Source organism: Candidatus Pantoea bituminis (assembly GCF_018842675.1).
Lineage (GTDB): Bacteria > Pseudomonadota > Gammaproteobacteria > Enterobacterales > Enterobacteriaceae > Pantoea > Pantoea phytostimulans.
Genome location: NZ_JAGTWO010000004.1, coordinates 1,623,012 through 1,644,643, shown reverse-complemented (window position 1 = coordinate 1,644,643; position 21,632 = coordinate 1,623,012). Strand labels below are relative to the sequence as shown.

The 21,632-nt window shown below is 50.2% G+C and carries 17 protein-coding genes and 5 pseudogenes; 10 read left to right on the top strand and 12 right to left on the bottom strand.

The window, feature by feature from the left end:
• Positions 1-276 precede the first annotated feature (276 nt).
• The 4 genes and pseudogenes from manX to KQP84_RS11445 all read left to right on the top strand — a co-directional run bounded on the left by manX (position 277) and on the right by KQP84_RS11445 (position 3,511).
• Positions 277-1,235: pseudogene (gene manX, locus KQP84_RS11460) on the top strand (PTS mannose transporter subunit IIAB).
• 66 nt (positions 1,236-1,301) lie between these two features.
• The gene (locus KQP84_RS11455) at positions 1,302-2,102 is read left to right on the top strand and encodes a PTS mannose/fructose/sorbose transporter subunit IIC (RefSeq protein WP_215848266.1); all 801 of its coding nucleotides are present in this window, start codon (positions 1,302-1,304) and stop codon (positions 2,100-2,102) included.
• Positions 2,103-2,117: 15 nt separating this feature from the next.
• On the top strand, positions 2,118-2,963 hold the full coding sequence (locus KQP84_RS11450) for a PTS mannose transporter subunit IID (protein WP_215846631.1): 846 nt from the start codon (positions 2,118-2,120) through the stop codon (positions 2,961-2,963).
• Between the two features lie 89 nt (positions 2,964-3,052).
• A complete protein-coding gene (locus KQP84_RS11445; RefSeq protein ID WP_215846630.1) occupies positions 3,053-3,511 on the top strand; it encodes a DUF986 family protein in 459 nt (152 codons plus the stop codon).
• Here the strand turns inward: KQP84_RS11445 and rlmA are convergent.
• The 5 genes and pseudogenes from rlmA to KQP84_RS11420 all read right to left on the bottom strand — a co-directional run bounded on the left by rlmA (position 3,508) and on the right by KQP84_RS11420 (position 6,634).
• Complete coding sequence (gene rlmA / locus KQP84_RS11440; protein WP_215846629.1) at positions 3,508-4,311, bottom strand: 23S rRNA (guanine(745)-N(1))-methyltransferase; 804 nt, start codon at positions 4,309-4,311, stop codon at positions 3,508-3,510. The two genes, KQP84_RS11445 and rlmA, sit on opposite strands and share 4 nt — an antisense overlap.
• A gap of 138 nt (positions 4,312-4,449) precedes the next feature.
• Positions 4,450-4,659 carry a transcription antiterminator/RNA stability regulator CspE gene (gene cspE / locus KQP84_RS11435; RefSeq protein ID WP_003852684.1) on the bottom strand — a complete coding sequence of 70 codons (210 nt, stop codon included), beginning with the start codon at positions 4,657-4,659 and terminating at the stop codon, positions 4,450-4,452.
• A gap of 81 nt (positions 4,660-4,740) precedes the next feature.
• Positions 4,741-4,815 (bottom strand): DUF2627 domain-containing protein, encoded by a 75-nt coding sequence (locus KQP84_RS26190; protein ID WP_110866451.1) that lies wholly within the window; start codon positions 4,813-4,815, stop codon positions 4,741-4,743.
• 520 nt (positions 4,816-5,335) lie between these two features.
• Positions 5,336-6,344 (bottom strand): annotated as a pseudogene (locus KQP84_RS11425) (MBL fold metallo-hydrolase).
• 17 nt (positions 6,345-6,361) lie between these two features.
• Positions 6,362-6,634: a YebO family protein gene (locus KQP84_RS11420; protein WP_215846628.1), complete on the bottom strand. Its 273-nt coding sequence runs from the start codon at positions 6,632-6,634 to the stop codon at positions 6,362-6,364.
• A 213-nt stretch (positions 6,635-6,847) separates the two neighbouring features.
• On the opposite strand from KQP84_RS11420, the gene KQP84_RS11415 reads away from it, so the two are divergent.
• Positions 6,848-7,084, top strand: a complete 237-nt coding sequence (locus tag KQP84_RS11415) for a YobH family protein (RefSeq protein WP_215846627.1) — start codon at positions 6,848-6,850, stop codon at positions 7,082-7,084.
• A 29-nt stretch (positions 7,085-7,113) separates the two neighbouring features.
• Here the strand turns inward: KQP84_RS11415 and kdgR are convergent, their stop codons facing one another.
• On the bottom strand, positions 7,114-7,905 hold the full coding sequence (gene kdgR / locus KQP84_RS11410) for a DNA-binding transcriptional regulator KdgR (protein ID WP_215846626.1): 792 nt from the start codon (positions 7,903-7,905) through the stop codon (positions 7,114-7,116).
• A 196-nt stretch (positions 7,906-8,101) separates the two neighbouring features.
• Between kdgR and KQP84_RS11405 the strand changes: the two are divergent.
• A pseudogene (locus tag KQP84_RS11405) lies at positions 8,102-9,477 on the top strand (MFS transporter).
• A gap of 52 nt (positions 9,478-9,529) precedes the next feature.
• Here KQP84_RS11405 and htpX read toward each other — a convergent pair.
• The 4 genes from htpX to msrC form a co-directional block, all read right to left on the bottom strand.
• Complete coding sequence (gene htpX / locus KQP84_RS11400; RefSeq protein ID WP_215846625.1) at positions 9,530-10,411, bottom strand: protease HtpX; 882 nt, start codon at positions 10,409-10,411, stop codon at positions 9,530-9,532.
• Positions 10,412-10,653: 242 nt separating this feature from the next.
• Positions 10,654-12,699, bottom strand: coding sequence for a carboxy terminal-processing peptidase (gene prc / locus KQP84_RS11395; RefSeq protein WP_215846624.1), 2,046 nt, complete (start codon positions 12,697-12,699; stop codon positions 10,654-10,656).
• Between the two features lie 19 nt (positions 12,700-12,718).
• Positions 12,719-13,411: an RNA chaperone ProQ gene (gene proQ, locus KQP84_RS11390; protein WP_215846623.1), complete on the bottom strand. Its 693-nt coding sequence runs from the start codon at positions 13,409-13,411 to the stop codon at positions 12,719-12,721.
• A 96-nt stretch (positions 13,412-13,507) separates the two neighbouring features.
• Positions 13,508-14,008 carry a free L-methionine (R)-S-oxide reductase MsrC gene (gene msrC / locus KQP84_RS11385; RefSeq protein WP_215846622.1) on the bottom strand — a complete coding sequence of 167 codons (501 nt, stop codon included), beginning with the start codon at positions 14,006-14,008 and terminating at the stop codon, positions 13,508-13,510.
• A 211-nt stretch (positions 14,009-14,219) separates the two neighbouring features.
• Here msrC and yebS point away from each other — a divergent pair.
• The 3 genes and pseudogenes from yebS (at position 14,220) to rsmF (ending at position 19,576) form a co-directional block, all read left to right on the top strand.
• Positions 14,220-15,463 (top strand): annotated as a pseudogene (gene yebS / locus KQP84_RS11380) (membrane integrity lipid transport subunit YebS).
• On the top strand, positions 15,432-18,071 hold the full coding sequence (locus KQP84_RS11375; protein ID WP_215846621.1) for a PqiB family protein: 2,640 nt from the start codon (positions 15,432-15,434) through the stop codon (positions 18,069-18,071). The pseudogene yebS and the gene KQP84_RS11375 overlap by 32 nt, the downstream one beginning before the upstream one ends.
• Before the next feature lie 71 nt (positions 18,072-18,142).
• Complete coding sequence (gene rsmF, locus KQP84_RS11370; protein ID WP_252515264.1) at positions 18,143-19,576, top strand: 16S rRNA (cytosine(1407)-C(5))-methyltransferase RsmF; 1,434 nt, start codon at positions 18,143-18,145, stop codon at positions 19,574-19,576.
• A 3-nt stretch (positions 19,577-19,579) separates the two neighbouring features.
• Here rsmF and KQP84_RS11365 read toward each other — a convergent pair whose 3' ends face one another.
• Positions 19,580-20,227 (bottom strand): metallophosphoesterase, encoded by a 648-nt coding sequence (locus tag KQP84_RS11365; protein WP_215846619.1) that lies wholly within the window; start codon positions 20,225-20,227, stop codon positions 19,580-19,582.
• A 134-nt stretch (positions 20,228-20,361) separates the two neighbouring features.
• Here KQP84_RS11365 and KQP84_RS11360 point away from each other — a divergent pair.
• Positions 20,362-21,095, top strand: a pseudogene (locus tag KQP84_RS11360) (class I SAM-dependent methyltransferase).
• A 220-nt stretch (positions 21,096-21,315) separates the two neighbouring features.
• On the opposite strand, the gene KQP84_RS11355 reads toward KQP84_RS11360, so the two are convergent.
• Positions 21,316-21,528, bottom strand: a complete 213-nt coding sequence (locus KQP84_RS11355; protein WP_215846618.1) for a DUF1272 domain-containing protein — start codon at positions 21,526-21,528, stop codon at positions 21,316-21,318.
• Positions 21,529-21,632: the final 104 nt, after the last annotated feature.

Sequence of the window (21,632 nt, the reverse complement as noted above, 5' to 3'; positions counted from 1 at the left end):
AAAATTTTCTTACCTTTACAATCTGCTGCGTGATGGCGTAAGCGTGCTGAAAATTCAAATTCCAGAAGTTAGGCGCTGAATAACTGACAAACATCACATAATTTATTTTTTCGATCACTAAAATAAATCGCGAACTTCTAGCCCGAATACCGTTAACTGATGAATTTTCAAACGTATCCAAATGATCAGGCTACACCTATTTTGATGTAACCGAAGCGATAACTCTTAACGGTTCATTCACTTCAGATGAACCTCTCTAGCGAACGGAGGTAGCACGTGACCATTGCTATTGTAATTGGTACACACGGCTGGGCAGCCGAACAACTGCTTAAAACAGCAGAAATGCTGTTGGGTGAGCAGGAGAATGTCGGATGGATCGACTTCGTGCCCGGTGAAAATGCAGAAACGCTTATCGAGAAATATCAGGCACGTCTTGCAGAGCTGGATACCGCAAAAGGCGTGTTATTTTTAGTGGATACCTGGGGCGGCAGCCCTTTAACGCGGCCAGCCGCGTGGTAGTTGATAAAGAGAATCATGACGTCGTGGCTGGGGTTAACATTCCCATGCTAGTGGAAACGCTGATGGCGCGCGATGACGATCCGGGTTTTGATGAACTGGTTGCCATCGCCGTGGAAACGGGACGTGAAGGCGTCAAAGCGCTTAAAGCCAAAGAGGAAGAACCTGCTCCCGCTAAGGCCGCTCCCGCTGCAGCACAACCACAACAACCTATGGCACCCGGTGACCATATGAAGATTGGTCTGACACGCATCGATGACCGATTGATTCATGGCCAGGTTGCTACCCGCTGGACAAAAGAGACTAACGTTAACCGCATCATCGTCGTAAGTGATGAAGTCGCCAAGGATCATGTGCGTAAAACGCTGCTGACTCAGGTTGCGCCGCCCGGCGTAACGGCACACGTCGTTGATGTCGACAAAATGGTTCGCGTCTGGAACAACCCGAAATATGGACGTGACCGCGTGATGCTGCTGTTTACCAATCCTACCGATGTACTGCGTGTCGTTGAACAAGGGGTCGATATTAAAACCGTTAATATCGGCGGCATGGCATTTCGCCAGGGCAAAACACAAGTGAATAACGCGGTATCGGTCGATGAGCAAGATATCGCCGCTTTCCGCAAATTAAATGAACGCAACATTGAGCTGGAAGTGCGCAAAGTCTCCAACGACCCGAAACTGAAAATGATGGATCTCATTGCGAAGGTTAACGCGTAATTTGCAGCCACATGCGCCTGCGCGAGTAGGCTCAATTTCGCTATCCTGCTGAGGACAAGAAGTATGATGGAAATATCCGCACTACAAATTGTTTTAATATTTATCGTCGCCTGTATTGCCGGTATGGGGTCCATTCTTGATGAGTTTCAATTTCACCGTCCGCTGGTGGCTTGTACTTTGATTGGTGCCGTGCTGGGCGATATGAAAACCGGGATCATTATCGGCGGTACGCTGGAGATGATTGCACTGGGTTGGATGAACATTGGGGCCGCCGTAGCGCCTGACGCCGCCCTCGCCTCAATTATCTCCACCATACTGGTTATTGCCGGTGGTCAAAGCGTGGGTGCGGGTATCGCACTGGCCATTCCGCTAGCGGCTGCTGGACAAGTTCTGACGATTATTGTTCGTACTCTTACCGTAGCCTTTCAACATGCTGCTGACAAAGCAGCAGAGAAAGGTAATCTCACGGCTATATCGTGGATCCACGTCTCGGCCTTGCTGTTACAAGCAATGCGTATTGCCATTCCTGCGTTGATCGTGGCGATTTCAGTCGGCACCAGTGCGGTTCATGCATTACTCAGCTCCATCCCTGAAGTGGTCACCAACGGCTTGAACATCGCCGGTGGCATGATCGTGGTCGTAGGTTATGCGATGGTCATTAATATGATGCGCGCAGGCTACCTGATGCCGTTCTTCTATCTGGGTTTCGTTACTGCGGCTTTCACCAACTTCAACCTGGTCGCGCTGGGCGTGATTGGCGTTGTGATGGCGGTGCTGTATATCCAGCTTAGTCCTAAATATAACCGCGTGGCCGGTGCGCCTGCCGCAGGTCCGTCAGCTAATGACCTCGACAACGAACTTGATTAAGGAACAGGTGACAACATGGTAGATATCACAAAGGTTGAGAAGAAGCTGACGCCAGGCGATGTACGTGCGGTATTCCTGCGTTCAAACCTGTTTCAGGGTTCATGGAACTTTGAACGCATGCAGGCGTTGGGATTCTGTTTTTCAATGGTGCCGGTCATTCGTCGTCTCTATCCTGAGAACAATGACGATCGCAAACAGGCAATTAAGCGTCACCTTGAGTTCTTTAATACCCATCCTTACGTGGCCGCGCCAGTGTTAGGCGTTACCATGGCAATGGAAGAGCAGCGTGCTAACGGTGCAGCCATTGATGATGGCGCAATTAACGGACTCAAAGTTGGATTAATGGGACCCTTGGCAGGCGTAGGCGATCCTATTTTCTGGGGCACTGTACGTCCGGTGTTTGCCGCCTTGGGCGCGGGAATCGCCATGAGCGGCAGCCTGCTGGGGCCCTTACTGTTCTTTATCCTGTTCAACGTTGCCCGCTTGCTTACGCGTTACTACGGTGTGGCATACGGTTATCGCAAAGGGATTGATATTGTCAGCGATATGGGCGGCGGCTTCCTGCAAAAACTGACGGAGGGCGCGTCGATTCTTGGCCTGTTTGTCATGGGCGCGTTGGTAAATAAATGGACGCACGTGAATATCCCGTTGGTGGTATCACGTATCACCGATCAGACCGGGAAAACCACGGTAACCACGGTGCAATCCATCCTTGATCAGCTGATGCCTGGCGTGGTGCCATTGCTGTTGACGTTCGGCTGCATGTGGCTGTTACGCCGCAAGGTCAATGCGCTGTGGATCATCGTTGGCTTCTTTGCCCTTGGTATTTTTGGTTACTGGGTCGGCTTTTTGGGTCTGTAAATGTGAAATGTCGGGAGCGTTAGCTCCCGATTTTTTAGCGTGCTTATCTGAGCCTGAGCGGTTGAGATAATTTCGTTTGAGGAAGAATAATGTCACTGACCGACGCTATCATCGTGCTCTGTATTGCTGCACTGCTGATCTTCGCTGTTTATGATGAAGCTGTTTTACCGCGTCGACGTGGCCCTACTCTGTTGCGCGTTTCCTTACGCCGTCGACACAAAATAGACAGCCTGATTTTTATCGGCCTGCTGCTCATTCTGCTGTGGAATAATGTTTCACACCAAGGCCCGCAACAAACAACCACACTGCTGTTGGTGTTGTGCTTTCTGGCATTTTGGTTGTTTTGGCTGCGTAAGCCGAAACTGCTTATGAAAAATCAGGGACTGTTTTACGCGGGCGTGTGGATTGATTACACCCGCATTCAAAGCATCAATCTTTCCGAAGATGGCATTCTGGTTATGCAACTGGAGCAGCGCCGCTTGTTAATCGCTGTGCAGCAACTCGACGATCTGGAACGCATCTATCAGACGTTAGTTGAAGCGCGTTAATCTCGGCGCCAGAGCGTCAACGTGAAATCGGCATCACACTCAAAAGTGTTGGTTTGTTGCAGGGTTTGCCAAACCTCTTCCCGCGCACGCCAGGCAAACGGCGTCATTTGTAAAAGTTTCGCCGCATCGCCACCGCTCAAGGTCATGCTGTAGCGCAGCGAATGTTGCGCTGCTTGCTCAAAACCTGCATAGACTTTTTCTTCTGGCGTATGCAATTGTACTTCTCGATAAATCAGCGCTTTAAGTTGCTGTAAATGGTGCGCGCCTGGCGTCACTGTAAGGATAACGCCGCCCGGTTTTATCACTCGTGCCAGCTCAGCTTCGTTGCAAGGGGCATAAATTCTGACGATGCCATCAAGTGAAGCATCCGCAAAAGGCAATCGCTGACTGGACGCAACGCAGAACAGGATATCCCGATAGCGTTTAGCAGCGAGGCGAATCGCCATTTTCGCTACATCAAGCCCATAAACCTGCCCGGTGAAATGCGCGGCCATGGCTGCGGTGTAATACCCTTCGCCACAACCGATATCCAGCAATTGCACACTTGTCTGACCAAGATGCCCGGCGAGCAGTTCAACGACACGCTCGCGCAGTGGTTGATAATGCCCAGCCTGAAGAAATTCGCGCCGCGCCTGCATCATTTCTGCGCTGTCACCGGGTTCGCGCGACCCTTTATGCTGAACGGGCAGCAAATTGACGTAGCCCTCTTTTGCCTGATCAAATTGATGACGATTCTCACAGTGCCAGCTGCGATCGTTAAGCAAAAGAGGAAGATGACAAAGCGGGCAAATCAACGACATGAAGCACTCCGGAAAAAAATAACGCGCCGAAGTGTACTCTGAACCCTGCTGCATCGAAAGCAAAAGAAAGCCCCGACCAATTGGTCAGGGCTTTAAGATTCGTGTCAGCGGTGCAAAGCACCAGGTCTGTGGACGAAATTAGATAGCAGTTACGTTAACTGCAGCTGGGCCTTTCTGGCCGTCCTGAATTTCGAACTCAACGCTCTGGCCTTCAGCCAGGGTTTTGAAACCATTGCCCTGGATAGCAGAGAAGTGTACGAACACATCTTTGCTGCCGTCAGCAGGAGTAATGAAGCCAAAACCTTTAGACTCGTTGAACCACTTAACCTGACCTTTAATCTTTGCCATTTTGCAAATTCCTTAGAATGTTTATTTTGCCCGAAGGCTGACCTACAGAGAAACCAGAGACATTACTGAATGAGGCACTTATTAAGGTTCGGCAAGGAAGCGGTATTCAACGTCAACGTCTTTACTCGTAACTTCTTTACTGAAGATGCCATACATAAACAGGACTGTACCTCGTTAACCTACGAATTGTTATCACATATCTGTAAATTAATGGCAAGCCATTTTTAATCGACAATTGATGCTTAACACATAATTGCCAAACAGCTCGCAGACTTTGTCCATCTTGGTACAAAACAGAGTCGGCGTTTATTGAAAATTAGGATAGTCACTATTCATCAGAGCCAGTTAACGCTGATACCAACGCTTCACGAACAAAACTAAAGCGCGCTAAACCAATGGATAACCTTAAGAAAAGTATATTTCATTAATATGGCAATGCTAAAGTTAAATTAAACTGACTTACAAGTGAGTTGTGAATAAGCGAAGCGTTAATCTTGTACAACGCTATTTAATCCGTACATTTTTAATATGATATTGCACCAAAATCAGGAAAGAGGATTTACCGCTGCCCCAATTAAAAGCAATTGCGCACCTATTGTTTATTACCATTTTTTCTAAATGTGTGAAAAATTGATATTGAACAAAATTAAATTGCACACGATTTAATTTTGATGCTTTAGGATTTATCCTGGTCGATATTCTCCAGCCCCCGACTTTCCCCTATTCGCCATGCTGAAAAGCGGGTGTTATCTTCTCCTGCACTTTGTAGGGCGCGCATGAGCTCTGCGGGGGTTCATCCAGTGATTCATCAGCTAACTCAAACACGCCCCAGTGAATGGGAATGGTCACAGGTTTTCCGATGGCACGCCACAGTGACACAGACTGATCAGGGTCCATGTGTTGGCCCCCATGAACCATTTTGGTGCGTAGGCACCCACGGGCAATGCTGCAAGATTAAAAGGTCCCAGCCGTTTGGCTATCTCAGGCAGTTTTTCAGAATATCCGCTGTCTCCTGAAAACCAAAAACGCAGGGTTGGCGTTCTGATTACCCACCCACACCATAATGAGCGATTTCGGTCATACACTGTTCGCATGCTCCAGTGGCGCGCGGGAACAGCATCAATGCGGATACCGGCAAACTCGGTATGCTGCCACCAGTCCAGTTGATGGACATGACGTAAACCATGCTGATGGCACCAACGCGCTAATCCCAGCGGGACAATAAATCTGGCTTGTGGGAAGCGGCGCGCAATACGTTTCACCGTAGGTTTATCAAGGTGATCGTAGTGATTATGCGAAATTAAGACGTAATCAAGCCGAGGCAATTGGTGGATATCGAGCGGCGACGGCGTTTTCCGCTGCGGCCCGGCAAAAGCAAAAGGTGATGCGCGCTTCGACAACGCGGGATCGATTAAGATGTAGTGCTTATTCAGACGCAACAACAACGCGGCATGACCCAGCCACCAAACGCGATCGTCTTCTCCGCTTAAATCTGCGGGATGACACCAATGCTCAATAAAAGCGGGATAACCCGCCTTCGGCGGATGCGGCAGGCCTTGTTCTTTGCGTTCTTTGCGCCAGCGTTTTAAATCACCGCTCTGGCGCAAATCAGGTTCGAGATTGCGAAAGCCTTCAGGTGTATGGTGCGGTTTACTTCCATCAAACCAAGGATTTTTCCAAGCCATCCAGCCTCCATTAATGATTAACGTTCTGGAATCAGACGAATAAAATCTCGCTTATCCTGTTCTTCCCCATGTTTCTTTTCTTCGGCGCCCGGTTGAGCATCGACTAAACGACGCAACAAAGTGTTTTGCTTTTTTTGTTCTTCCAGCAGAGATTGCAACAGCTCAATCTGCTCACCGGCACGTACGCTGGCCCGGTTGATGAAAAACCAGGCGATAAACGCCACGATCAGGATAATAATCCATACGCCATAACTGACCAGTGGACCCGAATTTGCGGCTAAATCATTCATAACGGCCTCGTCTTACCCTTGCTTGTGCTAAAGAACAGTTCAACCGCGCATTCTACCTGTAGCAAGGCCAAATGGTAATGGGTACGGCTGCAATGCAGATTTTCCCGTTTCAGTTATCTCTGATCGATTCAGCGAGAAAAGCGAGGCATGCTGTTATTATCACGAGTAGCAGCAATAAGCGGATAGCTGCGTTATGTATCACAAGGAGACAAAATGAAACTTTTTATTCGGGCGATCGTGGTGATCGGCGTTATCTGGATGGCAATGCTTCTCACCGGCTACGGTGTATTGACAGGCAGTAATAAAAACGCTGCCGGGCTGGGATTGCAGTGTAGTTACCTGACTGCGCGTGGCGTGATTACCGCACAATATCTGCATACCGACAGCGGTGTGGTTGGCGTTACAGATTGTCCGCTACTGAAGAAAAGTGGTGAAGTGGTTGATAATTGATTAAAAAGCGGGCTAACCAGCCCGCTTTTTTAGAATGTGTACTGATGATATCCCATCTCAGAAGAAAGCGTGCGTGCCGCCCGATGCAGCATCGCCACATAATCCTGTTTTGCATCTTCAGAAAAGCGAATCGTTGGGAAAGAGATACTTAGCCCGGCAATCACGACGCCAAAACGATCGAAAACCGGCACCGCAATGCAGCGTAAACCCTCTTCCTGCTCTTCATTGTCCTCACCGAAACCCTGAACTTTTACCTGGTCCAGAACCTCAAGCAAAGATTCCGCACTGACCAACGTGTTGGCCGTACTGCGTTTAAACTCAACTTCGCTCAAAATCTCTTTTACTTCACTGCGATCGCGCCATGCCAATAACACTTTGCCAATGGCGGTGGTATGCAAAGGATTACGGCGGCCGATGCGTGAGTACATACGAAGGTTGTACAGCGAGTCGATTTTATGGATGTAGACAATGCTGTCTTCTTCCAGCGCACCGAGATGAATGGTCTCTTTCGTCAGCCGCGACAGCTCACGCATCTGCACGTCAGCACTGCGGATCAGATCAACGTTTTGCAACGCTTTGGCTCCCAGCTCGAACAGTTTAAGCGTCAGCGAATATTTTTCACTTTCACCTTCCTGCGTAACGTAACCGAGTGACTTCATGGTTTGGAGGAAGCGGTACACGGTGCTTTTTGACATCATCACGCGCTGCGCGAGTTCTGTAATACCGTGATCGCGTTCTTCGCCGAGCGCCTGCAAAATGCCAAACACTTTCAGTACCGAGGAGACCGAATCGGGCTGTTTGTCGTTATCAGCTAAGGACATCTTGCACCTTTCTAAATATGTTTCAAAAAAACGGAACGAGGGACCAGTATAGAGTTATGCCCGGCACGACGGCAATCGTTTACGTCACAAGACATATTTTAAGATAAAATTTATACGTAAACGCGATGCTTTTGCTCTGTGAATTCATTAGCATGGTGATATTCACCTACTTTACTTATTGGCGCTACTCAGCTCTATGTCTCCTTCCCTTGCTCAAGACGGATTACCGGTTCCGCAACGTTATGGTGCCATTCTCACTATCGCCTTAGGCATTACTATGGCGGTGCTGGATGGCGCGATTGCAAATGTGGCTTTGCCCACGATTTCCCGCGAGCTGAATGCCAGCCCGGCTGAATCCGTGTGGATTGTGAATGCCTATCAAATCGCAATCATCGTTTCGCTGCTGTCGCTCTCATTTTTGGGTGATATGCTGGGTTATCGGCGCGTTTATCAGGTTGGCCTGGCGATGTTTATCGCCACTTCGCTGTTTTGCGCCCTCTCCTCTTCGTTGACGATGTTAACCTTTGCTCGCGTACTGCAAGGGTTTGGTGGTGCTGCATTAATGAGCGTGAACACGGCGCTGATACGCATCATCTATCCTCAGCGATATCTGGGACGCGGCATGGCGATCAATTCGCTGATCGTGGCAGTTTCGACGGCCGCAGGCCTGACCGTAGCCGCAGCCATACTTTCGGTGGCAAGCTGGAAATGGCTGTTCCTGATTAACATTCCGCTTGGCTTGATTGCGCTGTGGTTCGCTCTGCGTTATTTACCGGACAACACGCAAAAAACCAAATCACAGAAATTCGATATTCCCAGCGCCATCATGAATGCGTTGTTCTTTGGACTGCTGATTTCAGCGTTAAGCGGCTTTTCGCAGGGACTGAGTCATCTGCTGGTGGCTGGCGAAGTTATCGCGTTGATCATTGTCGGCTGGTTTTTTATCCGTCGCCAACTGAGTATGCCGATACCGTTGCTGCCGGTTGATCTGCTGCGCATTCCGATCTTTAGCCTGTCGCTGGGCACGTCAGTCTGCTCTTTTGCGCCCAGATGTTGGCAATGGTTTCACTGCCCTTTTTCCTACAAAACGTTTTAGGCCGGGATGAAGTGGCAACGGGCTTGCTATTGACGCCGTGGCCGCTGGCAACCATGGTATTAGCGCCTATTGCGGGGCGTTTGATTGAACGCTTTCATGCAGGCTTATTGGGTGGAATTGGTTTGGCGGTGTTCGCGGCGGGTTTGTTCTTGCTGGCAATGTTGCCTTCACAACCGCAGGACTGGGATATCATCTGGCGCATGGTGCTGTGCGGGGCAGGTTTCGGTCTGTTTCAATCGCCAAATAATCATACGATTATCACTTCGGCTCCAGGTAATCGCAGCGGCGGTGCCAGTGGCATGCTGGGCACGGCACGATTATTAGGCCAAAGCATGGGAGCGGCCTTGGTTGCACTGTTATTTAACCTGTTTGGTGATAATGGCACTCATGCATCGCTGCTGTTGGCAGGGGCATTTTCCAGCGTAGCGGCAATCATTAGCCTGTCGCGCATGACGCAAGACCGCGCGACCCGCTGATCGTCAGGCACAAAAAAGGCGACGTTTCCGTCGCCTTTTCATTTAGTGCGAATTACTTCAAATATTGACCGCTACGTAACGCTTCAATGCGTTTGTCCAACGGCGGGTGAGACATAAACAACTCACTGAACGACTTGCCTTTACCGTTGATGCAGAAAGCCATCATGCTGCTTGGCTCCTGCGGTTCGTAGCTGGTTTTCAGACGTTGCAGTGCAGCAATCATCTTTTCACGACCGACAAGTTTGGCCGAGCCCGCATCCGCGTGGAATTCACGATGACGAGAGAACCACATGGTAATGATGCTGGCAAGAATACCAAACACCAGTTCCAGCACAGTTGCGACCGCAAAATAGACCAGCGGATTCCCGTTGCTGTTCTCTTCTCCGTCACGATTGCCTGACATAAAGCCAGACGCGATTTGCGCCAGAATACGTGAAATAAAGATCACGAAGGTGTTCACCACGCCTTGGATCAGTGTCATGGTGATCATATCGCCATTGGCAATATGCGACACTTCATGTGCCAGTACCGCTTCTGCTTCATCACGGCTCATGTTTTGCAGTAAACCGGTTGAAACCGCCACCAACGACGCATCACGACGTGCGCCGGTAGCAAAGGCGTTGATATCCGGTGCATGATAGATCGCGACTTGCGGCATCTTAATACCTGCCTGCTGCGCCTGGCGACCAATAGTATCAACCAACCAACGCTCTGTTTCATTGCGTGGTTGTTCAATCACTTCACCGCCGACCGAGCGCAACGCCATCCACTTCGACATCAGCAGTGAAACAAACGCACCGCCGAAGCCAAACAGACCTGCCATAATCATCAGGCCTTGAACACTGCTTGACTGGATCCCTGTCAGGCTGAGAATCAGCCCGAATACCAACATCACAGCCAGGTTGGTCATCAGGAAAAGAGCAATACGCATCATATTTGTTAATCTTCCTCAGTGGTTCACGCGCATATGCGCGGATACATATCCTATGAGCATTGCGCGGGTTTTCAAGCAACCTTAATGTTTAAGTGCCTAAAAAGACATAACTTTACATTTAATCTTGTTTTGCCCACTGCGCAAAATTTCATCTCGTTTAGCCACGCTAATTAGTGACCGAAAATACCAAATCGCAGCCAAAAAAAGCACCGCCAGGCGGTGCTTTTATTAACGCTTAGCGGTTACTTCGCGCTAGCCGCTTGTGCTTCTGGCTGGGCCTTATCCATCTTCGCGAGATCGTTGGCAATATTTACCGTCTCGTCCAGATAAGGATCGGGCTCTTTGTAATCTTTCGGCAAATCGTCCAGGTTCTTCAGCGGTTTCTTGCCTTCAGCCTGATAACGCGCATTGATTCGTTCCAGACGTAACGCATCTTCTTCATGATTCTCTTTCTCACGTTGAGCAAGATTGAGGGAAACCCTATTGCGTTTCTCCTTCATCGCATTGAAACGCGCAATATCCTTCATGATGTACTGGAATTCACGATCCTGAGCGATACGATCAGCGTGATCTTTCGTTAATTGCGGAACCAGCGGCTTAACATCGCCAGATTTAACGTAGGTTGCTGCATTAATGCTATCCCACGGTAATGCGTTGTCTTCAAACTTCTCGCCGGTTTCAGCCGCTTCTACGCCGGTTGGCATCAGCAGATCAGGCGTCACACCTTTGCGCTGCGTACTTCCGCCATTGATGCGATAGAACTTCTGAATGGTGTACTGCACTGAACCCAGCGCTGGCCATTCTGGACGCAACATTTGATCATAAATACGGTTCAGCGAGCGATACTGCTGAACGGTGCCTTTACCGAAGGTAGGCTCACCGACGATCAGCGCGCGGCCGTAATCCTGCATAGCTGCAGCAAAGATCTCAGAAGCGGAAGCACTGAAGCGATCAACCAGTACAACCAATGGGCCTTTATAATAAACAACGCCGTCGTTGTCGCTGTCTTCACGTACGCGACCGTTATTGTCACGCACCTGCACAACCGGGCCGCTTGGAATAAACAAACCGGACAATGAAACGGCTTCCGTCAAGGCCCCGCCACCGTTGGTACGCAGGTCAATAACGATACTGTCGACATTCTGCTTCTGAAGTTTTTGCAGTTGCACTTTAACGTCATCAGTCAGGCCAACGTAGAAGCCTGGAATATCCAGCACGCCTACTTTTTCTTTACCGACGTTATGCACCGACATCTTCACAGCACGATCTTCAAGACGAATTTTTTCGCGCGTCAGCGTAACAGTGCGGGTTTTGGTGCCCTTACCGGCGGGTAACACTTCAAGGCGAACTTTACTGCCTTTCGGACCTTTGATTTTTGCGACGACATCGTCCAGACGCCAGCCAATAACATCTTCCATTGGCTTGCCTGGTTGGCCAACACCTACAATGCGATCGCCCACCGTAATCGATTTGCTTTTCGCTGCGGGTCCACCTGCGACCATCGAGTTAATGACGGTATAATCATCATCCATTTGCAACACCGCGCCGATACCTTCCAGTGAAAGGCTCATTTCGGTATTGAACTGTTCAGTGTTGCGTGGCGATAAATAGTTCGTGTGCGGATCGATTTCGTGAGCAAAAGAGTTCATTGCCAGCTGGAAAACGTCTTCACTGTTACTTTGGGCCAGGCGACGAATGGCAAAGTTATAGCGCTTGGTCAGCACTTCGCGAATCTCTTTGTCGTCTTTGCCTGCCAGCTTAAGGCTCAACTCATCGTATTTAACCTTCGCATCCCAGAGCGCGTTCAGCTCAGCCTGATCTTTCGGCCAGGGCGCTTTGGCACGGTCAATGTCGATGGTGTCATTGCCAGTGAAATTCATTGGGCGGTTCAGCACGCTCAGCGCATATTGATAGCGCTCAAAGCGGCGTTTCTGCGCCAGATTATAGAGATCGTAAAATACGTCCAGCTTGCCGCTTCTCAGCTCATCGCCCAACGTGGTTTTCTTGCTAGCAAACTGGGCAATATCGGACGCCAACAGCACGTTATGGCTGTAATCGAGCATATTCAGGTAGCGATCAAAAATTTTCGCTGAAAAATCCTGATTCAGATCGAACTGACGATAGTGTGAACGCGTAAAACGTGAGGTAACACGTTCACTGACGGTGGGATCTTGCGCATCTTCGTGTAGCTGTGGAATCTGGTCGGCGCGGGTAATGTTCTCCGCACCAAAGGAAGGGCCTGACAACAGCAGGCCCGCAATAAGTCCAATTTTAAAAAGGGTGTTCATGCCGGGGTCAGCCTCCGTTTCAGAACTGTAAGTGTTCTGCGCGCACAATCATTGCCATGCCGGAAGCGAGCTGTACCCGAACGCCGTCTTTCGATACTTCCAGAACGGTAGCGTCCATTGCACTTTTGCCTGCTTTAACTTTAATACTCTGGCCGGGTTGTAAAGTTGAGGTGTCAGTGATGGGTTTAAGCTGCTCCGGGCGTGGCGCCGGTTTGCGATTCTGTGAAGCTGTCGCACGCTCAGCTTGCGGACGCGGTTTACGCGCAGCATCGCCTTCAGCGGGCTTGCGAGGTGCAGGTTTGCGGGGACGACGTGTTGCTGCGCCCTCTTCACCTTCACCCGCTTCACGGCGGGCGGCACGCTGCTGCTCACGCTGCGCCTGAACACGCGCTTTGGCGTCTTCCAGCTGCTTACGCGCATGCTCTACATGCTGCTCGTCCAATACGCCACAGGCGTTACCGTCGAGGTCAACACGCGTTGCACCGGCTTTAATGCCGTACAGATAACGCCAGCTAGAGGTATAAAGACGCAGCGCAGAGCGTAACTGAGTTTTGCTCAGACCCATTTCGCCCTGAACACGCTCTACCAGATCCTGAAAGATGCCGATTTTGAGCGGACGCGCTTCGCCTTCAGCGCTAAAGCAGTGCGGAAAGCGCTCCGCCAGAAAGCTAATGACTTCTTTACTGCTATTCAACTTAGGTTGATTTTCCATGAAATTTCCTGATTACAACGGGTTTGCCGACCAGAGCAGGCATGAACAGGCGACATTATAATGACAACATCGCTAAATGCCATGTGATCCAGTCGATTAGCTGCGCGTCAGCTGCAGATATTTTTCTAAGTCGCTGCCCGCAAGCACTTCGCAAAGCCCATCAGTAAGGGTGACTAACCCCGCTTCGTCATCGCTATCAAAGCGATTGTATTCAACACTGTCGATATCAAGGACACCAACCAGAGTGCCATTCACTTTCAGAGGAATCACAATTTCCGCGTTGCTTGCAGCATCACAGGCGATATGACCTGGGAATGCATGCACATCATCAACGCGTTGCACTTTGTCTTCAGCCAGTGCAGTTCCACAAACCCCTTTGCCTACAGGGATTCGTACACAGGCAATCTTGCCCTGAAACGGCCCCAACACTAAGGTGTCAGCTTCCGTTAGCAGGTAGAAACCTGCCCAGTTCACGCCATCGAGACGTTCATACAACAGCGCGCTAAAATTACCCATCGCGGCAAGAAAGGCCGTTTCTCCGGCCAGCAAGGCGCGCATATCGCGATTCAAATCGGCGTAAAAGGCAGTTTTGTTCATTATTTAACCATTACCAATGACAACTGAGCGAGTTTAGGTTCGCTCGTTAAAAATAAGCACTAAATATCCAGAGCGACAAGGTGAATCATAGCGTTAGTTGCTATAACCTTAGCATTCTGTGGATCGAAGCGTGATGCCCGAAACCAGCACACCGGCAACGTCTTAACGACCGATTTGTGTCACACACGATGAGCGAAACTTGCATCACCCTATGAAAATTCACGCTATCAGCCAGACATTGCCTCACGCACGTTATCAGCGTTGCCCGCAATGCGATACCCTTTTTCCTTACCGGATGTGAAATCGCACCAGTCTGCATATTGCCCTCGCTGCAATGCGCAAATTATGAGCGGGCACGACTGGTCCATAACCCGATTAATGGCGATGGCTGCCACCATGATTGTGCTGATGCCTTTCGCTTTTAGCCTGCCGCTGGTTGATATTCGCCTGCTCGGCATGCGCATCAATGCCAACCTGCTGGAAGGCGTGGTGCAGATGACGCAACAAGGTGATGTGTTAACGGCTTCTATGGTGGCGTTCTGTACTATTGGCGCGCCTGTCACGCTCGTTGCGGGTATTTGCTATCTCGGTATCGGTCACAAACTTGGCATGAATCTGCGCCCCGTTTTATTGATGCTTGAAAAGCTCAAAGAGTGGGTAATGCTGGATATCTATTTGATTGGCATTGCCGTTGCCTCTATCAAAGTTCAGGATTATGCGACGCTGGAGTTGGGCTATGGCTTAGCGGCCTATATTGCGTTGACGCTTTTAAGCTTAATAACGCTGATTCACCTTAATATTGAGCAATTATGGGACCACTTTTATCCGCAGAAACCAGGCAACGCCGCGCGTGATAAACTTCAGGTTTGCCTGAATTGCCACAATACCGGTGTCCCCGATGCACGCGGACGCTGTCCACGCTGTCATACCCCGCTGGATTTTCGCCGCCGTCACAGCCTGCAAAAATCCTGGGCTGCGCTGATTTCATCCATTGTGCTGCTCATTCCCGCCAATTTACTGCCCATTTCAGTGGTCTATCTCAACGGTTCGCGGCGTGAAGACACCATTTTCTCCGGTATTTTATCATTAGGCTCCGGCAATATTCCGGTCGCCGCCATCGTTTTCATTGCCAGTATTTTGGTGCCTTTTACCAAAGTATTGGTGATGTTAACGCTGCTACTCAGCATTCATTTCCGGTGTGAACAAGGCCTGAAAACGCGCGTTCGCTTGCTGCGTGTAGTGACTTGGGTTGGACGCTGGTCAATGCTGGATCTCTTTGTCATTTCATTAACCATGTCGTTGGTCAATCGCGATCAACTGCTGGCTTTTACCATGGGACCGGCCGCTTTATATTTTGGCGCCGCCGTGATCCTGACCATTATGTCTGTTGAGTGGCTAGACAGCCGCCTGCTCTGGGATGCACATGCAACAGGAAACGCCGACTACACCGACTAACGCCACGCTGCGCAACAAGCGTAAAATTTCGCCTTTTTGGTTGCTGCCGATTATCGCAATGTTGATTGCGGGCTGGCTGCTGTGGACAAATTATCAAGAGCGCGGCACCACTATCACAATTAACTTCCAGACGGCGGATGGCATCGTGCCGGGACGCACGCCAATACGTTATCAAGGCGTTGAAGTGGGCACCGTGCAGGGCATCAATCTGAGTGATGACTATCGCAGTATTCAGATCAAGGCCAGCATCAAAAGCGATATGCGCGATGCACTGCGTGAAGATACGCAATTTTGGTTGGTCACGCCGAAAGCTTCGCTGGCGGGGGTGTCTGGATTAGATGCGCTGGTTGGGGGGAACTACATAGGCATGATGCCAGGCAAAGGCAAAGCCAGCGAAAATTTCACTGCACTGGACACTCAGCCTAAATACCGGGTTAATACTGGCGAGTTATTGATCCATTTGCATGCACCGGATTTAGGCGCGCTGAGTACAGGATCGCTGGTCTACTACCGCAAAATTCCTGTAGGACGGGTCTACGACTACAGCATCAATAATGATACCGATGGCGTCAGCATTGATGTCCTGATTGATCGTCGTTTCAATAATTTGGTGAAAACCACCAGCCGTTTCTGGAATGTCTCTGGCGTCAATGCTGATATCAGTTTAAGTGGCGCGAAAGTGAAGCTTGAGAGCCTGGCAGCGCTGGTTAATGGCGCTATTGCGTTTGATTCACCCGACGGTGCTGAAACCGCCAAAGCCGATCAAAACTATCAGCTCTATCCCGATTTAGCGCAAAGCCAGCGTGGCGTTTCCGTCTCGTTAGATCTGCCAAATGGCAACAATCTAAAAGCGGGCAGCACGCCGCTGATGTACCAAGGACTTGAAGTAGGCACGCTCACCAAGCTGAATCTGAAAGATGGCGGTAAAGTCACCGGCGAATTAACGATTGATCCTTCGGTAGTCGGCCTGATGCGTAGCGAAACGCGTATTGAAATGCGCAGTCCCAAAATTAGTCTGACCGACACCAGCCTTAGCAGCTTGTTAACCGGCAATACGTTTGAACTGATTCCCGGTAAAGGCCAACCACAACAGCATTTTGCCGTGCTGCCAGCAAACGAATCGCTGTTGCAAAAACCGAACGTGCTTACCGTTAAATTAAGCGCACCAGAAAGTTACGGTGTCGACGCCGGTCAACCGTTGATGCTGCACGGCATGCAGATTGGGCAAGTGATGTCGCGAAGTCTGGATGAGAATGGCGTTAATTTTGTGGTTGCCGTTAATCCTGAATATCGCCAGTTGGTACATGGCGACAGTAAATTTATCGTTAACAGTCGTCTTGATGTGAAATTTGGTTTGGACGGTATGCAAGTGATCGGTGCCAGCGCCCGTGAGTGGGTTGACGGTGGCATCCGTTTAGACCCAGGCAAGCAAGGTAATGTGAAAGCAACCTACCCGCTATTTGCTGATGCAGATAAAGCAGCCGAAGGCATTACAGGCGATGGCCCGTCTACCACATTAATGCTAACGGCGAACAGCTTGCCGGACGTTCAGGCAGGTTCTGTGGTGCTTTACCGTAAATATCAGGTGGGTGAAATAACTAAAGTGACACCGCGGGCAAATGCTTTTGAAATCGCGGTACACATCCAGCCTGAATATCGCAAGCTGCTGACCAATGAAAGCGTATTTTGGGCTGAAGGAGGCGCGCGCGTCCAGCTCAACGGCAGCGGGTTGACCGTGCAGGCATCGCCACTTAATCGTGCCCTTAAAGGTGCGATCAGTTTCGATAATATGAGTGGTGCAGTTTCAAATAAAGGCGCTAAACGCGTGCTTTATCCTTCCGAAACGGCGGCGCGTGCGGTGGGTAGCCAAATTACCCTGCACACCTATGATGGCAGCAAATTGTCTGCTGGCATGCCTATTCGTTATCTTGGCATTAATGTAGGACAGGTTGAATCGCTGTCGCTGAGTAAAGACAACAATCAGGTTGTTGCAAAAGCGGTGCTCTATCCTGAATACGTTCAGGATTTTGCGCGCAACGGTAGCCGCTTCTCGGTGGTATCTCCAGAGATCTCCGCTACCGGCGTGAATCATCTGGAAACCTTGTTGCAGCCCTACGTTAACGTTGATCCCGGCAAAGGCAATGCCGCACGTATTTTCGAGCTGCAGGAAAGCACCATCACCGATTCGCGTTACCTCAACGGTCTGAATATCTATGTCGATGCGTCTGAAGCGGGCTCGTTGTCGCTGGGGACTCCCGTGCTGTTCCGTGGCGTAGAAGTGGGTACCGTGACCGGTACATCGCTGGGCAACATGGCCGATCGCGTACAAATCGCTCTGCGCATCAGCAAGAAATATCAACATCTGGTGCGCAACAACTCCGTGTTTTGGCTGGCTTCCGGCTATAACCTCGACTTCGGCCTGGTCGGTGGCGTGGTGAAAACGGGGACGTTCCAGCAGTTTATTCGCGGCGGCATTCAGTTTGCCACGCCGCCAACGGTGCCGCTGGCTCCGCAGGCCACGGCGAATAAACACTTCCTGTTGCAGGATGAAGCGCCGAAAGCGTGGCGCAACTGGGGCACAGCGATACCGGATCCCAATCAACCGTAAGCAAAACGGGCAGCCTGGCTGCCCGTTTCATTTCTGCGTGATACACTTCCCGCCTTTGCTTCTATTGGATATTGCCTGTGTCGGACTCTTCTTCGCTTTTACCCGCCGATTTTCTCACCTTAATGCGCCAAAACCTGCCGGACGAAGCCGCGTTCGAGGCATTTGTTGCCATTTGTCAGCAACCGCTTCGTCGCAGCATTCGCATTAATACGTTGAAGATCAGCGTCGCTGATTTCTTGGCCCAAACCGCCCATTATGACTGGCAATTAACGCCGGTTCCCTGGTGCGATGAAGGATTCTGGATTACGCGAGAAGATGAAAGTTTGCCCTTAGGCAGCGTGGCAGAACATCTGAGTGGCCTGTTCTACATTCAGGAAGCCAGCTCGATGTTGCCCGTGACAGCGCTGTTTGATGCCGTCAGCAATGCGGAAACAGTCATGGACATGGCCGCTGCCCCGGGATCAAAAACAACTCAAATCGCAGCGCGAATGAATAATCACGGCGTGATCCTCGCTAATGAATTCTCATCCAGTCGTGTAAAAGTCTTGCACGCTAATATCAGCCGTTGTGGCGTGAGTAATACAGCATTGACGCATTTCGATGCCCGCGTTTTCGGACCTGCGTTGCCTGAAATGTTCGATGCTATTTTGCTTGATGCGCCCTGTTCGGGTGAAGGCGTCATTCGTAAAGATGCCGATGCAATGAAGAACTGGTCGTTAGAGAGCACCGCTGAGATTGCTGCAACGCAACGCGATTTGATCGATAGCGCTTTCCATGCCTTAAAGCCGGGTGGCACGTTGGTCTACTCCACCTGTACGCTAAATCAGATTGAAAATCAGCAGGTCATTGCCTGGCTGCTGGAACGCTATCCTGATGCCGTTGAAATCACGCCACTTAACGATCTTTTCGCGGGCGCAGCTCAGGCCGCGACGGTAGAAGGCTATCTGCACGTCTTCCCACACTTATTCGACAGCGAAGGCTTTTTTGTGGCGCGTCTGCGCAAGCTGGCTTCTGTTGAGCCGATGCCTGAACCAACCTATAAAGTCGGTAAACTGCCTTTTTCACATGTCAGCCGTAAGCTGGAAAGCGAGATCGTTCAGGCTGCCGCAGCGGTCTCTTTGACGTGGGACGCATCGCTGACGCTTTGGCAACGCGACAAAGAAATCTGGCTTTTCCCCACTCACGTTACGCCCATGCTTGGCAAAGTACGCTTTTCACGCATTGGTCTGAAGCTGGCTGAGACATTCGCCAAAGGGTATCGCTGGCAACATGAAGCTGTGATTGCGCTGGCGCAGCCAGACGAAAATCAGACTTTCGAGCTCAGCGCAGCCGAAGCGGAAGAGTGGTATCACGGTCGCGATGTCTATCCTGAAGTCGCGCCCACGCGAGATGAAATGATTGTCACCTATCAGCAGCAACCACTGGGTTTAGCCAAGAAAGTGGGTAGCCGCATCAAAAATAGTTACCCACGAGAATTGGTACGTGATGGACGGCTGTTCCGCTGATTATTACTGCACCTGTACCAACGTAAGATGGTTACCAAACACCGCGCCAGTGTCGATGTAGTGAAGATTATCTACGTCGAGCCGGTGCTGGAGCGGTGTATGTCCAAAGTAAAAGGCATCTGCACCCGGTATTGTGTCGCGCCTTCCCTGCTGCAACCCGTCAATACGCCTGCGGCTCCACACCACGTCATGCCAGTTTACCGCCTGCTCCCAGGCATAATGTTCCGCTGGATAATCGGCATGCGCAATCACCACAATCTGCTCTTCAAGCTGCAGATGCAGTATCAGCGGTATCTCTTTTAATCGATTAAGGGCATGTCGCGCAGTAATCACTTCTGCGCCTTTTAACTGCCAAAACCATCCGCCGCCATTCATCTCCCACAACTGCGATTCGTGACCCTGTAACGCATTAAGCGCCATTTCTTCATGATTTCCCCGCACACAACGGAACCACGGCTCTTCAAGTAGCGCTAAGCAGCCTAAGCTGTCAGGGCCGCGATCAATCAAATCACCCACAGAAATCAACAAATCTTGCTGCTTATCGAAGTCATGTGCCTGTAATAAGGTATCGAGTTGGCTACGGCATCCGTGCAAGTCACCCACGATCCAAATCTTTTGCCAGTTCTCACCGTTCAGATATTGATAATTCATCGTTTAACCCTGGGCTGAAAACGTGAAATGCAGATAATTAAAATTATAGACGCTGCGATCGCGCTCAATGTCAGCCCTGTTAACCCAGCGTTGATCGCCCTACACTTCTTTGTTCTGCAAAAAAGGAGTGTTCAATGAGCCAAAATATTTATGACGATCCACAGTTTTTTCCGGTTACGCCACGCTGGATCGATCAGTAAAGGGTTTGGATGGCGCACCAGAATGGCCCGCGTTGCGTGCACTGCTTCCAACGCTACACGATAAAAAGGTGGTTGATTTGGGTTGCGGCTACGGCTGGTTTTGCCGTTATGCGATTGAACAAGGCGCAGCGTGCGTGTTGGGATTGGATGTTTCAGAAAAAATGTTGGAGAAGGCTCACTCATTGGGCGATGCCGAACGCATCGTTTATCAGCGTGTCGATTTGGAAACATTGCAACTTCCCGCTGCACATTACGATCTGGCTTACAGTTCACTGGCGCTGCATTATCTGGAAAATATTGATGGGCTGTTTTCCATGCTTTTTACAGCCTTGAAACCGGGTGGAAAACTGCTGTTTTCCTGCGAACATCCCATTTATACAGCGCCTCATCAGCAAGGCTGGATACAGGATGCGCAGCAAGCAAAATCCTGGCCTGTGAACCATTATCAGCAAGAAGGTGAACGTTTTAGTCATTGGTTTGCTGAAGGGGTGAAAAAGCAGCATCGTAAGCTTTCAAGCTGGATCAACGCGTTGATTGCCCACGGTTTCATCATTGATCATCTTAATGAATGGGGCCCGACTGATGAGCAGATTGCGATTAATCCTGCTTTAGCTGAAGAGCGAGAGCGTCCCATGCTGTTTCTGCTGGCTGCACATAAACCGCGTTAAGCGCATTTCGGTTAAGCGCTTTGCCAAATAGAGATCATCACTCGAGACAGCAGCTTTTGTGTGATGCCCCTTCCGGCGCTTATCTCCGGCACTCATCAAAGGTGTTCGGCTTTTAGGGACAACAGAATTTTATCGGCACAATACCTGCCAAACAATACCGGCCAAACAGGTTGAATGATATTAACTATCACTCACATCTTTCTAAATCAGCCTGTTTTCATTACCGCGTTTTTGCAGGATATTTTATTAACTTTTCAGCGGGTCGGATCGGGCGCCGCACCAGTTCGCCGCCACAGTTCGGACAGATATGCTGCAAGTGTTGCTCAGCGCAGGTCGTGCAGAAAGTGCATTCAAACGAGCAGATCAGCGCTTCACGCGATTCGGCTGGTAAGTCGATATCACAATGTTCGCAGTTAGGTCGCAGTTCAAGCATGTAAAATTCCCCTGTTTATTTTCAACAGAGCATCTCAATCTGTCACAGCCATGTCGAGACCATTTATGGACATGAATGCGCATCCGTAGGACATGATGCTGATG

What these genes read in the sequence shown, in the direction of transcription:
- KQP84_RS11355 (WP_215846618.1), bottom strand. Translation starts at nt 21,528, where the DNA reads ATGCTTGAACTGCGACCTAACTGCGAACATTGTGATATCGACTTACCA.
- KQP84_RS11450 (WP_215846631.1), top strand. Translation starts at nt 2,118, where the DNA reads ATGGTAGATATCACAAAGGTTGAGAAGAAGCTGACGCCAGGCGATGTA.
- cspE (WP_003852684.1), bottom strand. Translation starts at nt 4,659, where the DNA reads ATGGCAAAGATTAAAGGTCAGGTTAAGTGGTTCAACGAGTCTAAAGGT.
- KQP84_RS11445 (WP_215846630.1), top strand. Translation starts at nt 3,053, where the DNA reads ATGTCACTGACCGACGCTATCATCGTGCTCTGTATTGCTGCACTGCTG.
- KQP84_RS11420 (WP_215846628.1), bottom strand. Translation starts at nt 6,634, where the DNA reads ATGAATGATTTAGCCGCAAATTCGGGTCCACTGGTCAGTTATGGCGTA.
- rlmA (WP_215846629.1), bottom strand. Translation starts at nt 4,311, where the DNA reads ATGTCGTTGATTTGCCCGCTTTGTCATCTTCCTCTTTTGCTTAACGAT.
- prc (WP_215846624.1), bottom strand. Translation starts at nt 12,699, where the DNA reads ATGAACACCCTTTTTAAAATTGGACTTATTGCGGGCCTGCTGTTGTCA.
- kdgR (WP_215846626.1), bottom strand. Translation starts at nt 7,905, where the DNA reads ATGTCCTTAGCTGATAACGACAAACAGCCCGATTCGGTCTCCTCGGTA.
- htpX (WP_215846625.1), bottom strand. Translation starts at nt 10,411, where the DNA reads ATGATGCGTATTGCTCTTTTCCTGATGACCAACCTGGCTGTGATGTTG.
- proQ (WP_215846623.1), bottom strand. Translation starts at nt 13,411, where the DNA reads ATGGAAAATCAACCTAAGTTGAATAGCAGTAAAGAAGTCATTAGCTTT.
- KQP84_RS11415 (WP_215846627.1), top strand. Translation starts at nt 6,848, where the DNA reads ATGAAACTTTTTATTCGGGCGATCGTGGTGATCGGCGTTATCTGGATG.
- KQP84_RS11365 (WP_215846619.1), bottom strand. Translation starts at nt 20,227, where the DNA reads ATGAATTATCAATATCTGAACGGTGAGAACTGGCAAAAGATTTGGATC.
- KQP84_RS11455 (WP_215848266.1), top strand. Translation starts at nt 1,302, where the DNA reads ATGGAAATATCCGCACTACAAATTGTTTTAATATTTATCGTCGCCTGT.
- msrC (WP_215846622.1), bottom strand. Translation starts at nt 14,008, where the DNA reads ATGAACAAAACTGCCTTTTACGCCGATTTGAATCGCGATATGCGCGCC.
- KQP84_RS11375 (WP_215846621.1), top strand. Translation starts at nt 15,432, where the DNA reads ATGCAACAGGAAACGCCGACTACACCGACTAACGCCACGCTGCGCAAC.